The organism is Bradyrhizobium sp. CCGUVB14, assembly GCF_024199935.1.
Classification (GTDB): domain Bacteria; phylum Pseudomonadota; class Alphaproteobacteria; order Rhizobiales; family Xanthobacteraceae; genus Bradyrhizobium.
Map to the genome: position 1 here is coordinate 1,925,016 of NZ_JANADS010000001.1, position 19,754 is coordinate 1,944,769.

Annotated in this window: 13 protein-coding genes and 4 pseudogenes; 15 read left to right on the forward strand and 2 right to left on the reverse strand. The window is 59.2% G+C overall.

From position 1 onward, the window contains the following. The first annotated feature begins 5 nt into the window (after positions 1-5). The 5 genes and pseudogenes from NLM32_RS08960 to NLM32_RS08980 form a co-directional block, all read left to right on the forward strand. On the forward strand, positions 6-866 hold the full coding sequence (locus NLM32_RS08960; RefSeq protein WP_254128726.1) for a site-specific integrase: 861 nt from the start codon (positions 6-8) through the stop codon (positions 864-866). Positions 867-875: 9 nt separating this feature from the next. Further along, positions 876-1,217, forward strand: a pseudogene (locus NLM32_RS08965) (transposase zinc-binding domain-containing protein); the annotation flags it as partial. Between the two features lie 73 nt (positions 1,218-1,290). Then, entirely contained in the window at positions 1,291-1,692 is a 402-nt protein-coding gene (locus tag NLM32_RS08970; RefSeq protein ID WP_254128652.1) for a transposase, read from the forward strand. A 29-nt stretch (positions 1,693-1,721) separates the two neighbouring features. Continuing rightward, complete coding sequence (gene tnpB, locus NLM32_RS08975) at positions 1,722-2,042, forward strand: IS66 family insertion sequence element accessory protein TnpB (protein ID WP_375143634.1); 321 nt, start codon at positions 1,722-1,724, stop codon at positions 2,040-2,042. Between the two features lie 44 nt (positions 2,043-2,086). Further along, positions 2,087-3,656 (forward strand): annotated as a pseudogene (locus NLM32_RS08980) (IS66 family transposase); the annotation flags it as partial. 124 nt (positions 3,657-3,780) lie between these two features. On the opposite strand, the gene NLM32_RS08985 reads toward NLM32_RS08980, so the two are convergent. Together NLM32_RS08985 and NLM32_RS08990 are read right to left on the reverse strand one after the other, a co-directional pair. After that, the gene (locus tag NLM32_RS08985; RefSeq protein WP_254128727.1) at positions 3,781-4,956 is read right to left on the reverse strand and encodes a Xaa-Pro peptidase family protein; all 1,176 of its coding nucleotides are present in this window, start codon (positions 4,954-4,956) and stop codon (positions 3,781-3,783) included. A 341-nt stretch (positions 4,957-5,297) separates the two neighbouring features. Next, positions 5,298-5,630: pseudogene (locus NLM32_RS08990) on the reverse strand (IS5/IS1182 family transposase); the annotation flags it as partial. Between NLM32_RS08990 and NLM32_RS08995 the strand changes: the two are divergent. The 10 genes and pseudogenes from NLM32_RS08995 to NLM32_RS09040 form a co-directional block, all read left to right on the forward strand. Next, positions 5,614-5,741 (forward strand): annotated as a pseudogene (locus NLM32_RS08995) (amino acid dehydrogenase); the annotation flags it as partial. The pseudogenes NLM32_RS08990 and NLM32_RS08995 overlap by 17 nt on opposite strands. Positions 5,742-6,460: 719 nt before the next feature. After that, entirely contained in the window at positions 6,461-8,128 is a 1,668-nt protein-coding gene (locus tag NLM32_RS09000) for an ABC transporter substrate-binding protein (protein ID WP_254128728.1), read from the forward strand. Between the two features lie 44 nt (positions 8,129-8,172). Beyond that, the gene (locus NLM32_RS09005) at positions 8,173-9,126 is read left to right on the forward strand and encodes an ABC transporter permease (protein WP_254128729.1); all 954 of its coding nucleotides are present in this window, start codon (positions 8,173-8,175) and stop codon (positions 9,124-9,126) included. After that, positions 9,123-9,980, forward strand: coding sequence for an ABC transporter permease (locus tag NLM32_RS09010; RefSeq protein WP_254128730.1), 858 nt, complete (start codon positions 9,123-9,125; stop codon positions 9,978-9,980). Before NLM32_RS09005 ends, NLM32_RS09010 begins: the two co-directional genes overlap by 4 nt. Beyond that, on the forward strand, positions 9,973-12,111 hold the full coding sequence (locus NLM32_RS09015; protein WP_254128731.1) for an ABC transporter ATP-binding protein: 2,139 nt from the start codon (positions 9,973-9,975) through the stop codon (positions 12,109-12,111). The genes NLM32_RS09010 and NLM32_RS09015 overlap by 8 nt, the downstream gene beginning before the upstream one ends. Positions 12,112-12,974: 863 nt before the next feature. Then, the gene (locus NLM32_RS09020) at positions 12,975-14,201 is read left to right on the forward strand and encodes an ISL3 family transposase (protein WP_254127840.1); all 1,227 of its coding nucleotides are present in this window, start codon (positions 12,975-12,977) and stop codon (positions 14,199-14,201) included. 712 nt (positions 14,202-14,913) lie between these two features. After that, a complete protein-coding gene (locus NLM32_RS09025; protein WP_254128732.1) occupies positions 14,914-16,107 on the forward strand; it encodes a Xaa-Pro peptidase family protein in 1,194 nt (397 codons plus the stop codon). Between the two features lie 141 nt (positions 16,108-16,248). Next, the gene (locus NLM32_RS09030) at positions 16,249-17,343 is read left to right on the forward strand and encodes an acyl-CoA dehydrogenase family protein (protein ID WP_254135261.1); all 1,095 of its coding nucleotides are present in this window, start codon (positions 16,249-16,251) and stop codon (positions 17,341-17,343) included. After that, positions 17,336-18,847 (forward strand): class I adenylate-forming enzyme family protein, encoded by a 1,512-nt coding sequence (locus NLM32_RS09035; protein ID WP_254128733.1) that lies wholly within the window; start codon positions 17,336-17,338, stop codon positions 18,845-18,847. Before NLM32_RS09030 ends, NLM32_RS09035 begins: the two co-directional genes overlap by 8 nt. Beyond that, on the forward strand, positions 18,844-19,725 hold the full coding sequence (locus NLM32_RS09040; protein WP_256568229.1) for an amidohydrolase: 882 nt from the start codon (positions 18,844-18,846) through the stop codon (positions 19,723-19,725). Before NLM32_RS09035 ends, NLM32_RS09040 begins: the two co-directional genes overlap by 4 nt. Positions 19,726-19,754 lie beyond the last annotated feature (29 nt).

Here is a 19,754-nt window from a genome sequence, read left to right on the forward strand (position 1 = left end):
TTCCGATGGCCGATTTGAGCCCTCTTCGCCGCCGCATGATCGAGGACATGACGGTCCGCAATCTGTTGCCGGCGACGCAGCAATCCTACCTCAACGCTGTAGCGAAGTTGGGCCGGTATTTCGGTCGCTCTCCCGACCGCCTTGACCTGGAGGATATCCGTGCCTTTCAGGTTCATCTGGTGGCGACGGGGATGTCCTGGCCGGCGCTGAACCAGATCGTCTGTGCGCTGCGGTTCTTCTACGGTGTGACGCTTGGTCATGACACCGTTCCGGAACGCATCGCCTATGCGCGCCAACCACGCAAGTTGCCGGTCGTGCTGAGCGCCGACGAGGTGGTGAGCTTTCTGGAGGCGATCCCGAGCCTCAAGAGCCGTACCGCGCTGACCACGGTCTATGCCGCGGGCTTGCGCGTATCGGAAGTGGTCCTCTTGAAGGTTGTCGACATTGATAGCCAACGGATGTTGATCCGGGTCGAGCACGGCAAGGGCGGCAAGGACCGCTACGTTATGCTTTCGCCGCAGCTTTTGAGGATTCTGCGGACGTATTGGCGGCTCACTCGGCCAAAACGATGGCTGTCTCCCGGCCGCGACGACGAGCGTCCGCTCGCCCCGAACGTGCTGCACGCCGCCTGCCGTTCAGCCCGTGCGGCGGCCGGCTTGAGCAAGTCGGTGACAGCGCATACGCTGCGATACACATTCGCGACCCATCTCCTGGAGAACGGGGCCGACGTGCGCATCATCCAGGTGCTGCTCGGCCATGCCAGCCTGGCCAGCACGGCGCGCTATACCCAAGTCGCCACAAAGACCATCAGCAATACGCCAAGTCCGCTTGACCGGCTCCGCCTGGAGGTCGTGCCGCCCGGCTGAGCGGACCTGATGGCTCCGGTTCTGGAAGTGGCGGATATCTTCCGCCGCCACGGCGAAGCGTTTCGGCAGGCGCGAGCCGGGCATCTGGGCCGCGTCGAGCGGCGCGTCATGGGCGCGATCACGGCGTGCCGGACGGCTGTGCTCGGCGGCCACGTCGAGCAGTGCGATGACTGCGGCGCCACACGCATTGCCTACAATTCCTGCCGCAATCGGCATTGCCCGAAGTGCCAGGGCGCGGCGCGCGCGCAATGGCTCGCCGAACGGCAAGCCGAACTCCTTCCCGTACCGTATTTCCACGTCGTCTTCACCATGCCGGCCCCCGCCGGAGAGATCGCCTTCCAGAACAAGGCCGTCGGTACGCGTACGGCCGTGACCGCTGAATTGCGCGTTGTGAATTTTTGCGAACACGTCAGAAATCGCCTGTATGGACATCCATACAATCAATTCTGTCAGTCGGCTTGAGATCGTTGATAGGGGCGGTCGACGTCGGTTCAGCGACGAGGTCAAGCTGAAAATCGTCGGCGAGAGCTATTCATTGCCCCGTTTAGGGTCGGCCACGGCCCGCAAATACGGGATCACGCGCTCGCAGTTGGCTGAGTGGCGTAACGCAGCCCGGGGCGGGCGTTTTGGTTCGACTTCGGTTGAAGGATTTGTGCCAGCGGTGATCGTGCCGGAGGTCCCGGCGGCGCCCGCGACGCCGATGACGAGCGCGGCCGGCAGTCGTATGGAGATTCTGGCTTCTAACGGTTGTCGGGTGATTGTGGACAGGGGGGTCGATGTTGACGCGCTGATTCGGATCATGCGTGGTCTGGAGACGCTGCGGTGATATCGCTTCCCTCTGGCCAGAACGTGCGTGTGTGGCTAGCGACGGGCTATACCGACATGCGGTGTGGATGCCCGTCTCTTGCGTTGCGGGTACAGGAGGTGCTCCGAATGAGCCCGATGGAGGGCAATCTCTTCGTCTTCCGCGGTCGCAGTGGTTCGCTTTTGAAGTGCATCTGGCACGATGGCCAGGGCGCATGCCTTTTTACAAAAAGATTGGAACGTGGGAAGTTCATCTGGCCTACCGTTGATGGTGGCGCCGTTCCAATATCGCCGGCGCAGCTGAGTTATCTTCTGTCCGGAATAGATTGGCGTCATCCGCAAGAAACATGGCGCCCGACGCGTGTCGGATAGCATTTTGCGATTGCATATTTGCGCTGATCTGATTCGATGGCTTCGTGACATCGAAAGCGGACGATCTTCCCTCTGACCTTGCGAGCGCCCTGGCGGCGTTGCGGGTTGAGCGCGAGGTTCTTCGAGTCGAACGAGAAGCGCGTCAGCAAGCCGAGACGAAGGCTGCGAGTGCGCAGGCCGAAGCAGCCAACGCGCTGGCAAAGCTGTCCGGCAACGAAGCGCTGATTGCACATCTTGAGCTGCGCATCGAGAAGCTGAAACGCGAGCTTTATGGGCAGCGCTCCGAGCGCGGGGCGCGACTGATCGACCAGCTGGAACTGCAGCTTGAAGATGTTGTTATGTCGGCGACCGAGGACGAGCTCGCCGCGGCCGCTGCAGCGGCGAAGACGCAGAGCGTACGCGCCTTCACGCGCAAGCGGCCGGTGCGCAAGCCTTGGCCGGACGACATCGAGCGCGAGCGCATCGTCATCGATCCTCCGACGGCCTGCCACTGTTGCGGCGGGTCGCGGCTGTCGAAGCTGGGCGAGGATGCAAACAGGACGCTGGAGGAGATCCCGCGCCGGTTCAAGTTGATCGAGACGGTCCGCGAGAAGTTCACTTGCCGCGATTGCGGGCAGGTCAGCCAGACACCGGCGCCGTTCCATGCCACGCCGCGCGGCTTCATCGGTCCGCAGTTGCTGGCGACAATCCTGTTCGACAAGTTCGGCATGCACATCCCGCTCAACCGCCAGAGCTCCCGGTTCAAATGCGAGGGCATCGACATGCCGGTCCACGCTGGCCGACCAGGTCGGCCACGGGACCTTCGCCCTGGCTCCGATCTTCGAGCTGATCGAGAAGCATGCCTTCGCGGCCGAGCGTCTTCACGGTGACGACACCACCATCCGCATCCTGGCGAAGGGCAAGTGCACAACTGGGCGCATCTGGGTTTATGTTCGGGATGACAAGCCCTTCGCGGGCACAGCTCCGCCAGCTGCGGTCTATTACGCCTCGAGCGACCGACGGGGTGAACATCCCCAGAAACACCTGGTCGGGTACCAGGGCATCCTTCAGGCTGACTGTTACAGCGGTCTCAATCCGTTGTTCGACGAGCGGCGGAAGGACCGACCGCTCACGCCCGCCTTCTGCATGGCCCATGCCCGCAGGGGGTTCTTCGAGCTGGCCGACATCGAGATGAATGTCCGGAACGGCGGAAAGGGCAAGCCGATCTCCCCGATCGCGCTGGAGGCGGTCAAACGGCTCGACGCCTTGTTCGAGATCGAACGTGGGATCAACGGCAAGACCGCCGCGGAGCGGCGTGCCGTGCGCCAGGAAAAGAGCAAGCCGTTGTTCGACGAACTGCACGCCTGGCTGCTGCGCGAGCGCGAAACCCTCTCGCGCTCTTCCGAGGTCCTGAAGCCAATGAACTACATGCTCAACCGCTGGGACGACTTCGCGCGCTTCCTCGACGACGGTAGAATCTGCCTGACGAACAATGCCGCAGAAAGAGCGCTGCGCGGCGTGGCTGTGGGCAGGCGCAACTGGACCTTTGCGGGCAGCGAGCGCGGCGCTGAACGTTGCGCCGTCATGCTGACGATGATCACTACCTGCCGTTTGAACGACGTCGATGCCAAAGCTCTTTCGGCGTATGACTTCGAGTATGCTTGCGCCAGGAACGACATCGAGCATCGCCCGACCGCGCTAAGCATCTGTGGAATAGTCGGCCCGGAGTCGAAGCCGCACGCCGACGGGTGTCAGTACTTTATTTCACGAAGAGCTGCCGTGGCGTGGCAGTAAGAGCCTCATGTCCATGCTCCGTGACGGCAAACGACTGAGTAATGGTAATGCCGACATTGTCTAGCCAGAGGCCAGGCATCATGTGAAAGACCATGCCAGTCTTGAGGACCGTATGATCTCCCTTTCGCAGGCTTACGGTTCTCTCGCCGACAGCCGGAGGGAAGCCAACGCCGATGGAGTAGCCGAGCCGCGCTTCCTTCTCAAAACCGTGGCGGGCAAGAGTTCGACGGAACGCAGCCTCAACGTCTGAGGCGGTCTGCCCCGGCCGAACGGCGTCCAGACCAGCGTTCAGTGCTTCAACTACGGACTTCGCGAGATCATGGTATGCCGGAGCCACCTTTCCTACCGCAATGGAGCGGCTAAGAACGACCTGATAGCGATGTCGGTTCCCGAACAGTTCGAGATTGACGAAGGTGGTGTCCGGCAGTGGATCATCAGTCCAGGCAGCATGGGGAGCAATCTGCCGCTCCCCGACACATAGATTAGGAGGCGTACATGCATAGCTACCGCCGAACTTAGCCGTACCGGTCATCTGAGCGTGATAGACCGTCGCCGCAATGTCACATTCGCGGACGCCCGGCTCTATCATTTCGATGGTCTTCTGCATCGTCGCGTCAGCGATCAGACCCGCTTCTCGCATAATGGCAATTTCCGCCGGGCTCTTAACGATCCGAACCCAGTTCACCAGGACGTCAGCATCAATAAACGTCGCCTCCGGCAGAGCTCGGGACAGGTCGGCGTGAGCTTTCGCAGGATAGTAGTAGCCGCCCATTTCGACGCCTATCCGACCCTTCTCGCCATCGACTTCTTTTACTACGTCCGCAAAGAAATCATAGGCCGAGAGTGTCGACTGTACGTAAGTGTCGGGATATGCTCGGATGTTTTCGTCGGCCAGATATGTCGTCATGACGGCCGAAATCCGATCCATGAATCGCCCCATCCAGATCGGCTCGGGAAGATGCAGACCGACTAAGACCATTTGGGGGGTATAAAACGAATAAGCGTTGTATCCGGTGAGGTAGTTGTGGTTAGCGGGCTCGGACAGCAACAGGTAATCGATGCCTCTCTTGGACATTTCCTTTTTGACCGCCTCAAGTCGTGAGGCGAACTCCGCCCGCTCGAAATGCAATTCCTTTTTCATTCCTCTCCTCCGGCCGTTAGCATATAAGGCGCGCGAATGTCGGCAGGCAGCGCCTCTCTTGAACAGAGAATGGGTTTAAGGCCCAGGTTTTTGGCGCACGCTTCCTCTGCGCCAGCCGTTGCAAACAAAGCTGACAATGCCTTCCCACAGTTTGCCCCAGTGGTGGGATAAATCGTTCTCGCATAAACTCGAAACGATCTACGATCTTGCAAATCGTACACCTACCGAACGCGTAAATTCTGCGAATATGCGTCGAATCAGTCGAACGCCCTGCGCATTTCGCCGGAGTGCGCAGGCCGTCCGTTGAGGTAGCCTTCGCGATCTCTAGGTGGTGTAGACACTTACCGCAGCCAGAGAATCACGATCGCCCGATAATTTCGAGCAATCTTTTCGAAGCGGGTTGCGACGCGGCAGAATTGCTTGAGCTTCGACGAGCAGCATTCGACGAGACGGCGCCGGGCATAGAGATGCTTGTCGAGCCGGTATTCGAGGCGCCTAATACGTTGTTGGGGATGCTGGCGAGCCCGCCCTTGGCAGCGATTGCCTGGCGCACGGACCTGCGGTCAGCGTGAACCGCTCGGGACATCCCAACCCCGAACGGCCATATGGATCTTGGTGCTTAAAAGCGCTTGATCTTCAGGCTTCGCACCCGCGCGGCTCTGGATGACCTTTAGCCACGGTCACCACGGTTTGACGCTCGCTCCCGCGACGGGCCGCTTGCTTGTTGAGATGATGAGTGGCGAGACGCCTCGATCAATCCGACGCCGTACCGGCCGGAGCGCTTCTATAGCACCGCCGAATGCGTGTGCGCGGAGATCATGTCAGCGGCGACACGCACGAGCGGGTTAAGCTTGGCAAAGTCCTTCTCGATCGGATTCGGGGAGGGCTGTAAGGTGGCAGCACTTTCGTCCACGGAAGTAGCTCGCAAATGTCACAATCGCTAGGCGGACTTCGGTGTTTTCCTGCGCGATAGAGACTAAAAAGGCTAGAAGGATGCATTGCTGCTGAAAAATCGCACAAAACCGATGCCGTGGCAGCGTTATATTTTGCTCAATTATTGAGGGGCGAGGCGAGGGGCCAAGCGAATTCGTGTTGGCGCACGGCGGGTGCGGGAAAGCGTCCTGGAGTTCATCTCACTTTGAATTTCGCGAATATGCAATCCGTATTTGCCGTAGGGAGGGGGGCAGGTCGACTTGCGTAATTCGACGAGAGCGTGAATTGGCGGCGCTGGAGTTGGCGACCGGATGAGGCGGACTAGTGACATCAACAAGCTATGGTCAATTCTCGAGGCATCCCGTCCTACGGACGAATACGTAGATTGCGATGCGACTGGACACACTCTCTTTTCATCGCGCCGCAGATTGGCAGCTCGACTCGCGATGAAATGGGCCTGGTGGACCAGCTAAGGTTGCTTATTCCGATAATTAGCAGAGTCTGCTTTTGAGGTGCGCTCAACGTCGGTGAGCAACCGGCGGTGAAATGATGACAGGGATGGGAGAGCCAAATGAGACGAAGTGCGACCTTGCTCGACGTTCTGCGATCTAACCTTACGCCTCTCGAGAACCATTTGGCCGATGGATACGTGGATGGTCGCGTCAGTCGTCGCGACTTCTTGCGACATGGCAGTTTGCTGGGGCTTTCGCTGCCATTTCTTGGTCAGCTTGGGCTCGCGGCTGGTTTCGAAGCAGCGACGCCCTCAATGGCCCGGGCTGCCGTCCAGCCAGGTTCGACCATACGTGTAGCGTGTCCCAAGCCGGCGTCCGACATAGACCCTGTCAGGAGAAGCAGCCCTGGCGCCGTCATCGTGGCGCAGCAGGTTGGCGACTGCCTCTGTGTCGTAGGACCGGATTTGGTTCTGCAGCCTTCCCTTGCGACGAGTTGGAAGCCCAATCAGGATGGCTCCGTTTGGACCTTCACGTTGCGCCAGGGCGTTAAGTTCCATTCTGGCGGCCAGATGAAGGCCGATGATGTGGTCGCTACCTTTGACCGGCTAGTTGATCCGAAGACCGGGTCGAGCGCGCTCACTGTCTTCAAAGGCATTCTGCAAAAGGGCGGCGCCCGAAAGGTGGACGACTATACCGTCGAATTCCATCTCGACAGTCCAAATGGCAACTTTCCTTACTTGGTATCTACCGAAAATTACAACTCCCACATCCTGCCGGCGAACTATTCGGGGGAATTCGAGCGAACTTGGGACGGTACGGGCCCTTTCAAGATCGAGAATTTCACCCGGGACGTCGGCGCCAGCTTCAAGCGCAATGACGATTATTGGGGGCCGAAGGCGCTCCCGGCGAGGACAGAATTCACCTTTTTCGCCGATATCCAGCCGCAGATTCTTGCGCTGCAGGCCGGGCAGGTCGACGTCATCAGTGCGCTTCCCGCGCTTGCTGGTGTGGGATTGCTAAACGACCCGGCCATCGACATCGTTAGTATCAGATCCTCTTCCCATCAGCCGGTCTACATGCGCTGCGACAGGGAGCCATTCAACGATCCGCGAGTCCGCGAGGCCGTGGCGCTTTGTCTAGATCGTGAAAAACTGGTTACGGGCTTGTTAAAGGGGCGCGCCCTAGTCGGCAATGATAGCCCTTTCGCGCCATTCTATCTTTCGACCGATCAGACGGTGCCGCAGCGCAAGCAAGACATCCGCAAGGCCAAAGAGCTGTTGAGAGCCGCGGGGAAGGAAAATGGCTTCGAGATTACACTTGACGCCCCGCAATATCTGGAAATTTCTGCCTATGCCCAGCTTATCCAGAGCTGGGTCAAAGAGGTCGGCATCGCTGTCAAGCTCAACGTCATGGACCGTACCGCTTTCTACGGCGAGGCGGTATTCGGCAAATCGATCTGGCTCGATTCGGCATTCAAAATAGGCGACATGGGTGCCCGTTCCGTGCCGAACTTCTACTTTACAGGGCAACTGCTGAGCAACGGTGTCTGGAACGGAGCGCATTTCACAAACGGGGAATTCGACAACTTGGTCAAGGGTTACTTCGCGACGCTCGATCTTGAGGCCCAACGCAATGCTGCCGGCAAAATTCAGCGTCTGCTCTTAGAGGAAACGCCGATGCTCTACGGCTATTTTTACGACAGGCTGATCGCAACCAGGAAGGGCGTCGTCGGCGTTCAGCCTTCGGGTGCGGTTCAGCTGTTCCTGCAGAGTGCGGGAAAGGCGTAAACGCCGATCAGCCACGTTCCACGACCTCATTCAGTTGGAGATCGATGACCTACTTCCTTGCCCGGCGTATCGCCTTTGCGTTGATAACACTATTCGTGCTGAGCCTGCTCGTGTTCTTTCTCGGGCAGATTCTGCCGGGCAATGTTGGCCGAACGATCCTCGGCCCTTTCGCTGATCAGCAGGCGGTAGATATCCTGAATCACGAGCTTGGCCTCGATCGACCGCTCCCCGTACAGTACGGGAAATGGATCTGGCATTTTCTTCAAGGCGACATGGGCCAGTCCTACGCCTATCGCGCTCCTGTGGCCCCCTTTGTGAGCCAAGCGCTCGCCCATTCGCTGAAGCTTGCGGCGGTGGCCTTCCTGCTCGTCGTGCCGCTTGGCATTCTCGGAGGGGCGCTGGCTGCGCTGAACGTAAATCGGCCGCTTGACCGGATCATTAGCCTGTGTGGCCTGTCGGCTTCGGCGTTGCCGGAATTCGTGAGTGGGATCGTGCTGATCCTGACTTTCGGCATCTGGCTGCGCTGGCTGCCAATCTCCGCTGCTTGGCCGGAGGGCGCGGGGTTCTTGACCCAACTCTATTATCTAATCTTGCCAGCGATCGTGCTCGTGCTCGTCTTGTTCGGCTATATTGCCCGCATGGCGAGGGCGGGCATGATTGAGGCGCTCGACTCGGACTACACGCGCACCGCCGTCCTGAAAGGCCTGCCCTGGCCTCGGGTGATCTGGCGGCACGTTCTCAGGAACGCGCTGCTACCGACGATCACGGTCATCGCCACCCAAACGGGATACCTCATCGGCGGTCTTTTGGTGGTGGAGACGTTGTTTCGATACCAGGGCATCGGGTCGCTGATCTTTAATGCAGCCAACGGCAAGGATTTCCCGATGTTGGAGGCCAGCGTGCTTGTCATCGGTATAACCTATGCCTTGGCGACTTTGTTTGCCGATCTCGTTTACTCCCTCCTCAACCCACGCATCCGGATAGGAGGCGGCCAATGACGGACGTTGCTGCCGCTGCACATCAGAGCCGTCGCCAGGAGATTTTCTCGGCTCTGTCCCGCTCCAGTCCCTTTCTGACAGGCATGAGCATCGTGCTCTTCTGGGTGGCCTGCACCCTCTTCGGTCGCCAGTTCGTGCCCTACGACCCTCTAGCCGAGGACATTCTGAATGCGCTCGGCCCACCCTCGGCAGAACACTGGTTCGGTACCGATCAGCTCGGTCGCGACATCTTTTCCCGCGTCATTGTCGGGTCGCGCGACATTCTCACCGTCGCGCCCCTGGCGACGATCTTGGCGACCGTCGTGGGCACCGTGCTCGGCCTTATCACCGGATATTTCCGAGGCATCGTCGATGACGTCGTGTCGCGACTCATCGAAGCTAAGATGGCGATCCCATCCGTCATTATCGCGCTCATCGCGATCGTTGCGCTCGGCACCTCCGAGATCACGGTAATCATCGTGATAGGACTGTCGTTCGGTATCGTCATGGCCCGAACTGTCCGCTCTGCGGTCCTAGCGGAGCGAGAGCTCGACTACATCGCCGCCTCCAAACTGCGCCACGAGAATGCCGCCCATATCATGTTCATCGAAATTCTGCCCAACATACTCCCACCCATATTCGTCGAATCCACGGTGCGTCTCGGTTACGCAATCTTCGCAGTCGCCACGCTCAGCTTCATTGGATTCGGGCTGCAGCCCCCCTCGCCGGATTGGGGGCTATCAATCTCGACGAACTACTCGATGATCAACGGCGGCTATTGGTGGACGGTGCTGTTCGACGCGAGCGCCATCGCCACGCTCGTGATCGGGGTAAATCTAATGGCCGACGGGTTGCATGGGGCACTCGATGACTGAACCCGCCTTGTGCCTCGATCGCCTCTCCGTTGCCTACCGGTCCGGCGGGCGGGACCGCGCTGTGCTGCGCGAGATCAGCCTTCAGATTGCGCCGGGCGAGGCCTACGGGCTCGTGGGCGAAAGCGGCTGCGGCAAGTCCACGGTAGCACTGACGGTCGTGCGCTACCTACCGCGAAACGGCAAGATCACGGCTGGATCAGTGACGCTGAGCGGCGCGAATGTGATGCGGCTCGGGCCAGAAGCGCTCAGCGACCTGAGGGCAAGAAAAGTCTCGATGGTGTATCAAGATCCCGGCAAAGCGCTAAACCCTTCGATGAAGGTGGGGCGGCAACTTGTCGAGGTGTTCGAGGTGATCGGAGTCCCGCCGGCCGAGCGGGAAGCCAGGGCGCTCGAGATGCTAAATAAAGTGCGGATCGCCGATCCCGGCTCCGTCATGCAGCGCTATCCTCATGAGCTCTCAGGCGGGATGCAGCAGCGGCTCGCGATCGCCATGGCGCTCGCGAGCGATCCGGCGATGCTTATCCTCGACGAGCCCACGACCGGCCTTGACGCCACCGTTGAGGCCGAGGTCCTCGATCTCATCACCGATCTCCGTCGTGAGCTTGGCGCATCGATACTGTTCATCAGTCACAACCTCGGCGTAGTTGCGAAAATGTGCGACCGCGTCGGCGTCCTCTATGCGGGGACGCTGGTGGAGGAAGGGCCGACCCGGGAGATATTGGGTTCACCACGCCATCCCTACACGGTGGCGCTCCTGCGGTGCCTACCGCGGGGCGGGCAGCGGAAGGATAACGGACGGCTCGATACAATTCCGGGTTTCCTGCCTACGGCCGGCGCCCTGATTTCCGGTTGCCCCTTCGCCGACCGCTGTGCGCTCGCCGATAGTCGCTGCCGGACGGACATACCGGAGCTGCGGGGTGCCGCCGGCCGCCTCGTGCGTTGCCATTATCCGGAACGGGCAGCTGAGCTTCCGCGCAGCACCCCGGCCGATGTGGTGGTACCGAAGCCACCGGCGAGGGCTGCGCCGGTACTCCGGGTTGGCAATCTCTCGAAGACTTACGGGCAGGGGAGCCAAGCGATCCGCGCGGTCACCGACGTCTCGTTAAGCCTGCTGCCGGGAGACACGTTGGGTCTGGTCGGCGAGTCCGGCTCCGGCAAGACGACGCTGGCCCGAATGCTCCTGGGTCTGGTGCGCCCCGATCCCGGAGGGATCATCGAACTCGACGGTAAGCCCCTGGCCGCCAGTCTCGACCGGCGCCGGGATGAACAGGTAAAGGCGGTGCAGATCGTCTTCCAAAACCCGGACTCAGCGCTGAACCGCTCCCATTCCGTCACCCGCATTATTGGCCGCGCGTTGCACAAGCTCGGCGGCTTTCGAGGCGCGGACTTGTCTGGCCGCCTAGACGCGCTTGTGGCCGCGGTTCGTTTGACGCCTAGGCACCTAGCGCTCCGCCCGCGCCAGCTTTCCGGCGGACTCAAGCAGCGCGTGGCCATAGCTCGAAGCTTCGCCGGCGATCCTCGCGTCGTGGTCTGCGACGAGCCTACTTCAGCGCTCGACGTTTCGGTTCAGGCTGCGATACTGAATCTACTCGCCGAGCTTCAAGTGGCCCGCGCTGTGAGCTATGTCTTCATCTCTCACGATCTTGGCGTCGTCCGCTATCTTTCCGACCGAATCGCCGTGCTCTACCTCGGACGTATCATGGAAATGGGCCCATCGGAGCGCGTATTCGAAGGACCAAACCATCCCTACACCGAGGCGCTCCTTTCCGCGGTCCCCCACCTCGACGGCAACTCGAACTCCCGCATTCGGCTATCTGGGGAAATTCCTTCCGCGGCAAATCCGCCTCCTGGCTGCGTCTTCCAAAACCGATGCCCACGCAAGCTCGGTGCAATCTGCGACACATCAGACCCACCGCTGACCGAAGCGGAACCCGGTCACGTCATTCGTTGTCATATCGGGGCAGCAGATCTTGAGCGCCTCCAGCGGAAACACAAAGCCGGGGTGCGCGACCTCAAGGTCGATTCCGACAAACTCATCGAAAAACGGCGGGACGTGTGTCAGGCTGTGGTTCTCAATACAGATCATGCGAGCCATCGATCTGAATCCGGTCATCAAGCAAGGAAGTCATGAGATTGAGAATATAACGCTCACGATGCAACCGGTTTGGCCTCTCTCGTGGGAACGGGCGAAGTGCTGCCCCTGGAGTGACGCCGCTAGCCCGCGAGGCACACGATGAGCTCAGTCCTCGCGTCAATGTCGTCATCGAGTTTTAACGAAGATGCTGAGAGTATTGCGGGCGCGGAAGGCGTGCCTTTCCTTCGCAAGGATATCGGGGCCAGCGAAGCAGGTCCCCTGCAAGAAAACGGAAGCCGTCTGTTCGAAGGCTGCCGCCCCAAAACCAACAGTTTTTTACCGTGCCGGACGCCGGGCTCCAAACGCTAGCAAGAGCAACAACACTGGACATCCCTCACCGAATCCATTCTCAATGGGATCGTGCGAAATCCTAGCGGGGTATCGGTCGCTACCTCAATCGCTCGAATGCATGTCAGATGCTCGCGTGGCCTGAGATTTGCAATCGACGCTGCAGATCGAGCTGCTCCCAAACACTTGCGCTTCCAGTTTGCGCAATCTCATTGTCTTGCTATTTGGATCCGATCCTTCCCGGGGGGCTCTCAACGGTCATCTCCATGAGCGCAGAATGTGCCGCCTGTCGAAATCACTGCGCCACTCAATACGAAAAAGATGCCTCTTTTGAAAACCGAGTGGGTGCAGTGACGGCTTTGGCCGCTTGACGACGAGCGCCGCGTTCATCCCTATGTTCGACGGGATGAGAGACCATCCCTCCGTCCCGACCTGCCTTGCCCGGTGCAAGGGGGCGTTCGGCGGTCAAGGATGGCCGCAGGCCACCGCACCGCGGCGCGAAGCGTCCTTGAGGGCCGACCGCCCCCTTGCGATGCTGGGTGCAGGTGGGGCTCTGGGAGGCGTGTGGGACGGTGCAAAATCAGCTCTTCGAATCGGCGCTTGGGATTACCAAGCCGTGGTACGTTCGGGGCGTCGACTTCGACGCTGCCAAGAAGGTTCTGACGATCACTGTCGATTTCGTCGCCGGGACGCGATTTGCGGTCGCCGGTGTCGCGGGCGTCCACCCGGTTCATGACACCCAGATCAAGCGGCTGCGACATCTCAACTTCTTCCAGCACGAATGCTTCCTGGAGGTTCGGACGCCGCGGGTGAAGCTGCCCGATGGGAAGGTCGTCCTGGCCGAGCCCGCTTGGTTCGGCAAGCTCGCCGGCTTCACCCTGCTGTTCGAAGCGCTGGTGCTGGCCATGGCCCAGCAGATGACCTTTGCGGCCGTCGCCAAGCTGGTCGACGAATCCTGGCATCGGGTCCACGCGATCTGCTCGCGCTATGTCAATCTCGCCTTGGCCGAGGCGGACCTTTCGGCAGTGACCGCCGTGGCGATCGACGAGACGTCCTGCCGGCGCGGCCACAATTATCTGACCATCACCGCCGACACCGATGAGCGGAAGGTAGTGTTCGTCACCGAGGGCAAGGACGCCAAGACGGTGGCCGATTTCGCCGCCGATCTGGCCGCCCACAAAGGTACCGCCGAGCAGGTCCGTTTGGTCAGCATCGACATGTCGCCGGCCTTCATCAAGGGCGTCGCAGATCATCTGCCCAACGCCCGCATCACCTTCGACAAGTTCCATGTCGTCGCCCACGCTTCCACTGCCGTCGACAAGATGCGGCGCCTCGAACAGCGCACAGATCCAAGCCTCAAAGGGCTGCGCTGGACGTTGCTCAAGGACCGCGGCCGGCTGTCGGACGAAAGTCGCGCCGATCTCGACACCTTGATTGCTCAGGCCGCGACCAAACGCACGGCGCGTGCCTGGCTCTATCGCGAGCATCTGCGCGACATCCTCGATCGCAAGCAGATCAACGTCGTCTCCGCCATGCTCAAACAGTGGTGCACCAACGTCCTGCGCTCCAGGGTCGAGCCGATGAAGGAGGTCGCCAGAATGATCCGCAAGCACTTCGACGGCATCGTCGCCTGGACGCAAACCCGCCAGACCAACGGCTACATCGAAGCCCTCAACGGCCTATTCCAGGCGGCTAAACGCAAGGCCCGCGGCTACACCCGTTTCACAACGATGCGCACCGTCCTCTTCCTCATCGCCGGAAAACTCGACTTCACTCCGATCAACCCCCATGCCGCGTAGCCCACTCAAAGTTCAAAAGAGCCAAAAAGATGCTAGCTACTTTCCGGCGCAAAATTGAGCGCGGTTGGAGTGTGCATAGAATCGCTTGGTAGAGTGAAAACTGCAAGGTCTCAGCCCGAGACGCCCTCACGCCGCATGTTCGGCGGCCAGGTCTTACTCGCTTGCGTGCAATGCTTTTCGGCGTAATGTTGCGGTGATTGAAGAACCGCCAGACTAGCTCAGTACGACATGCTCGCCGCGGACTTTAAGAGATGATCGGCGACCTCGGCCAGTAACATTTCAGGCGTAGACCAGGGGAAATATCTCTGCAGCGTGCCTCTCGATCCGAGTCGAACGCCTGTCTCCACCGGCCCCACCAGGAGCCAGTGCTTCGCGGCCTACTAACCAGCTCGATCGCTGTCTACCGCGGTAACAAGTTCATGCCCTTCTGTTCCACTGCCCGAACAACGCGAAGACGAAGGTCCGGCGAGAGCGGTTTAGCCATGTGGCCTAGCCTCCCGATCCCGTTCCCGAAGATCGAGTTCACCGGGATGTCTTCCGGCGTTAGCCGGGGGCTCGCCAGCCGTAATGGCACCAAGTAGCGGAAATCGCGCAGCTTTTATGCGCGATGCGGTCAAATTCAGTGAATGCCTGCGCTCCTACTTCCGTAGGCTTAGTAAGGCGCATTGGACGTGGCGCTACAATCCGAGATCACCGTAAAGGGAGCAATCAAATGAATATCGAAAGGGCGCCGCTAGTGTTCCCGCGAGCAGAGTACGCGCGCAGACTTGATTTGGTTAAGGCTGAGATGAAGCGTCGAGATATCGAAACTCTTTTCGTCTGCAGCTCGGCGAATATTACATACCTTACCGGATACACAGCGCGCTCCTCGTACGTCCCGCAAGGTCTTGTTATTAGCATGAATGAGGACCAACCGACATTCATTACGCGTTCGCAGGACGCTGTTGCGGGTTATCATCAGACATTCCTCGATAAGGATAGGGTGATTGGCTACTCCGAAAGCCTGATTGGGCATAGCGATAAGGACGGTTACGACGCCGTAATCGACTTCATTATTGAGCGCAGGCTCGACAAGAACGGGATTGGTCTTGAAACTCTCACGCTGTCTACGCAGGGCAGGACCTATGCAGCTATGCCCACCGTCGCGAAGTTCCAGTCGCGCCTTCCTAACGCCCGCCTTGTCGATTGTTCTAAAGCGGTGGATTGGCTTCGTCTGGTGAAATCTGATCTCGAAATTGCCCTGATGCGGGAAGCCGCGGCGATCTCCGATGCTGCGATAGCTCGCGCTGCGGAAGTCATCAAGCCGGGAGTTCGGGAAGCGGACGCTGTTGCCGAGATTGTACGGACCCTTATTCGAGGTGCGAACGGCAAGGCTGGCACTTTTCTGGCGCCGGTATACTTTGTTTCGTCTCCGCGGACTGGCACATCGCACATTCCGTGGAGCGACGATGTCCTCCGTGCGGGATCGCAGGTGAATCTCGAATGCGGCGGCATGCGCCATGCATACGCTGCGGCAATTATGCGCACGTTTTCAATCGGTAAGCCTTCCGACCGGTTGCGGCAAATGCATGAGGCTGAAATCGCGGGACACGCGGCCGCCCTCGAGGCTGCTCGGCCAGGCGCAACTTGCAGCGATGTCGCCTCAGCGTTCCGGAATGAAATGAAGCGTCATGGCTTAGATAAAGATTCCCGCTGTGGGTATCCGATTGGAATCGAGTGGCTTGAGCCCACGGCAAGTCTGAAAGTTGGTGATACGACCGAGCTGACGGAAAACATGACCTTTCATCTCATGCTCGGAAATTGGGTCGATAATGATTTTGGATATGTGCTCAGCGATACCATTCGTGTAACCGAGCGCGGTGCCGAGACTCTAACCAACGCGCCGAGAATTATTTACGAAGTCTAGGCGCAGGCGGGCATTGTTTAGTTGCCCAGGAGGTCACAATTGCGCGAACCAAAAAGACCGTTCAACCAAGGAGGGGAGTCGCCAGACGACCCCTCAAAGAAAATCTGGCAACCTCTCGCGGATCCGGAGTTTATAGCGAGAGTGCGGAATTTCGCTCGAACGCGTATCGCACCCGAGGCTGATCGCATTGATCGAGAGGATGTGTATCCGCTCGAAGTCGTTCGCGAGTTCGCGAAGGCGGGGTTTACACGTACGCTTGTGCCGATCGAGTATGGAGGCAAAGGCGATTTTCGCCTGACAGCCGCATTGTTTGAGGAAGTAGCCTATGCGAGCTGCGCGGCAGCCATCTCGCTGGTTACGATCTTCCAGGCGATGACGATGATTCGGCTATTTGCCTGTCAAAGCCTCAAAGATCATTACATACCAAAAATCGCGGACGGCCTCGCCTGTTCCTATTCACTGACGGAGACTACTCACGGTAGCGATATTCGTCGCCTTGATACGAAGGCGGTACGCGAAGGAGACGAGTGGATACTTACCGGTGAAAAGAGCTTCATCACCTCCGGCGACAAGGCTGAATTTTTTGTGATGCTCGCGGAGACGCCGGTCGGAGTCTCCGCATTTGCAGTCCCCTATCCTCTGCCGGGCCTCGAAAAGTATGTTGGTGAGCATAGCTCGACGTTCGGTATGCGCAACGGGCCGCATGTCAATATGCGTTTGGAGGGCGTGCGACTCCCCGCCGATCACCTGATCGGCACTGAAGGTAAAGGCGTTCGCCAAGCCGCGACCACGCTCAATTACTCGCGCAATTGTGCCGCAGCGGTTAGTATTGGGATCGCTCGCTCAGCGTTCGACGGCGCGCTCGCGCGCGCGCGGAGACGTATCGCATTCGACAACACGATACTGAGTTTGCAGGGGATCCAATGGTATTTCGCGGAAATGTTGACCGAAATCGATGCGTCGCGCCTGCTCGTCTATCGTGCGGCACAGGCGCTCAACGATGACAACGACATCGATCGCTATTCGAGCGTCGCCAAACTAAAGGCGGGCCGGGTGGCCACCGAAACCTGCCTGACCGCAATGCAAATCTGCGGAGCATGGGGTACGTCGGATAACACGCCCTTTGGTCGCTATCTGCGCGACGCTAAGACCTATGAGATTGGCGGAGGTTCCGCCGAAATACTCAAGAATACTATCGCTAAATACATCATCCGAGCGGAGGATGCTAATGGCTGAGGCACCCTGGTCGATTGTCGATCTTCTCGCATGTCACGGTGACCGCGAGTTTTTGCTGACGGACGGCGGCAGCTACAGTTTTGCGGAAATCAGCGATTATGCTCGTCGTTTCTCGACACAGCTCCGAGATCATGGAATTCTGCCGGGCGACCATGTCGCGATCCTTGCGGGCAATCACGCGGCGTTCGTGATCGCCTGGTTCGGGATTGTAATGACTGGCGCCGTTGCAGCGACTCTGAATAATCAGCTTCTATCGGATGGGTTACGTTACACCGTCTCCCAATCGGCAGCGAAGCTGATTGTTGCCGATCATGCCTGGGTCGACTACGCCTATCATCATTTGACCTCTGAGCAACAGGAGCTCCCACTCGTCGTCATGGCGAACGAGTGTTCATTCATTAAGTCGCTTGAAGCTTTTGCGCCTGCGGAACCTGTCCATATCCGTCCCGGCGATACGATGACGATTCTTTACACGTCCGGAACTACCGGACTACCCAAGGGCGTGATGAACAGCCACGCCGCTTATGCAGCAAGCGGAGCGCAGGCCGCGAGCCTATTGCGACTGACGCGGGATGACCGCATCATGGTTTCGCTACCTATGTTCCACGTCAATCCCCAGATGATGGGCGTGATGAGCGCTTTGACCTCCGGCGCGTGCATGATCTTGCGGCCACGCTTTTCGGTGTCAACTTTCTTTGCCGACGCTAAGGCATTTTCGGCGACCGGGTGCACCTATGTCGGCACTATTCTGGCTATGCTGGTCAATCGGTACCCCGACGAGCAACGGGATCATTCCTTACGCTTCTGCTTCGGCGGCGGCGCACCACGCGAAGTTTGGCGTGCGGTCGAGGATCGATTCGGCATTCGTGTCCACGAATGTTACGGGATGACTGAGATTGGCGGCTGGACATCTTCCAATACCATCGAAGCGCCCCGTTTCGGTTCGACTGGGTTCCCACGCGACGACATCGAGATTCGTATCGTTGATGAAAATGACGATCCCGTGCCTTCGGGGATAAGAGGCGAGATCGTGGCTCGTCCTCGCGCCAACGACGTCATCTTGAAAGGCTATTGGAACAAAGCGGACAAGTTCGTTGAAAGTTTACGCAATCTCTGGTTCCACTCTGGGGATTTGGGCTCAATGGATGAAGACGGCTATCTTTATTATCACGGCCGGCTGAAGGAGTTGATCCGCCGCGGTGGAGAAATGGTCTCGCCAATCGAGGTAGAAACTAAGCTTATGACGATGCCAGGGGTAAGGGATTGCGCCATCGTTGGCGTGCCGGATCCTGTGATGGACGAGGAAATTAAGGCAGTCATTGTTTCGTCTGAAGTAGCATTTGATCCGGCGGCCGTACGGCAATTCCTCAAAGAGCATTTTCCGCCTTACATGCTGCCGCGCTACGTTGAGTTCATCGACGCCATTCCCAAAACCGAAACGCAGAAGGTTCGACGCAACCTGCTTCAGAATATCGGTGGAGCAGTGGTGGACCTTCGCGCATGAGAGTTGGCACCTCCATTCCGCAAGTGTGCCTTGCCCCCTTCCAGCCGCGAGCGCCGCAACGTGTTCGTGTTCCGCGAGGCGCATGGGATACGCACACTCACGTCATTGGCACTCCGCCGGAGTATCCGTGGGTGTCGCCACGGAACTATAACCCGCCGAGTGCGAGCCGCGAGGATTACATTAGCCATCTAGATGCTCTTGGCATCGACTATGGTGTATTGGTGCAGATCAGCGTGCATGGGATCGACAACCGCGCCCTTGTCGAAGCGCTTACCGCGTACCCTGATCGGCTGCGCGGCATAGCTGTTGTAACGCCGACGGTTTCCGACGAGGAGTTGGATACACTCAACGCGGCGGGCGTACGAGGTGTGCGCGTCGTGACGCTAGTTGCCGGCGGGGTTGGCTTGGAAACGGTGCGCCCGCTCGCCGAGCGGATCGCTCCGTTCAATTGGCATCTGCAGATCGCGACTGATGGCGCAACACTGGCCACGATCGAGCCGATGCTCAAAGCGCTTCCAGTGACGGTGGTGCTTGATCATTTTGGCGGCTGTGATCCAGCAGAAGGGATCGAAGGAACTGGTTTCCGTGCCCTTCGACGACTGGTTGATGCCGGAGCCTTCGTGAAATTGTCAGGAGCGTACCGGCTGACCGAGCCCCCATGGGATGCGATAGCGCCACTCGCTCGACAACTAATCGCCGCAGCGCCGGACCGGCTAGTGTGGGCCAGTGATTGGCCTCATGTCGCAATTTCCGATTCCAAACTGATGCCGCGCACAGAAGCCACGCTCGATCTCCTGCAACATTGGACCGAGGACGAAGTAATCCAGCGCCGTATCCTGGTCGAAAACCCGGTCAAGCTGTACGGGCTTCCAGGGTAGTTCCTGCGCGAGCTGCTGTCGTCGCGAGC

Coding starts and splice junctions, on each gene's coding strand:
- NLM32_RS08960 (WP_254128726.1), top strand. CDS start 6: ATGGCCGATTTGAGCCCTCTTCGCCGCCGCATGATCGAGGACATGACG.
- NLM32_RS08970 (WP_254128652.1), top strand. CDS start 1,291: ATGGACATCCATACAATCAATTCTGTCAGTCGGCTTGAGATCGTTGAT.
- NLM32_RS08985 (WP_254128727.1), bottom strand. CDS start 4,956: ATGAAAAAGGAATTGCATTTCGAGCGGGCGGAGTTCGCCTCACGACTT.
- NLM32_RS09000 (WP_254128728.1), top strand. CDS start 6,461: ATGAGACGAAGTGCGACCTTGCTCGACGTTCTGCGATCTAACCTTACG.
- NLM32_RS09005 (WP_254128729.1), top strand. CDS start 8,173: ATGACCTACTTCCTTGCCCGGCGTATCGCCTTTGCGTTGATAACACTA.
- NLM32_RS09010 (WP_254128730.1), top strand. CDS start 9,123: ATGACGGACGTTGCTGCCGCTGCACATCAGAGCCGTCGCCAGGAGATT.
- NLM32_RS09015 (WP_254128731.1), top strand. CDS start 9,973: ATGACTGAACCCGCCTTGTGCCTCGATCGCCTCTCCGTTGCCTACCGG.
- NLM32_RS09025 (WP_254128732.1), top strand. CDS start 14,914: ATGAATATCGAAAGGGCGCCGCTAGTGTTCCCGCGAGCAGAGTACGCG.
- NLM32_RS09035 (WP_254128733.1), top strand. CDS start 17,336: ATGGCTGAGGCACCCTGGTCGATTGTCGATCTTCTCGCATGTCACGGT.
- NLM32_RS09040 (WP_256568229.1), top strand. CDS start 18,844: ATGAGAGTTGGCACCTCCATTCCGCAAGTGTGCCTTGCCCCCTTCCAG.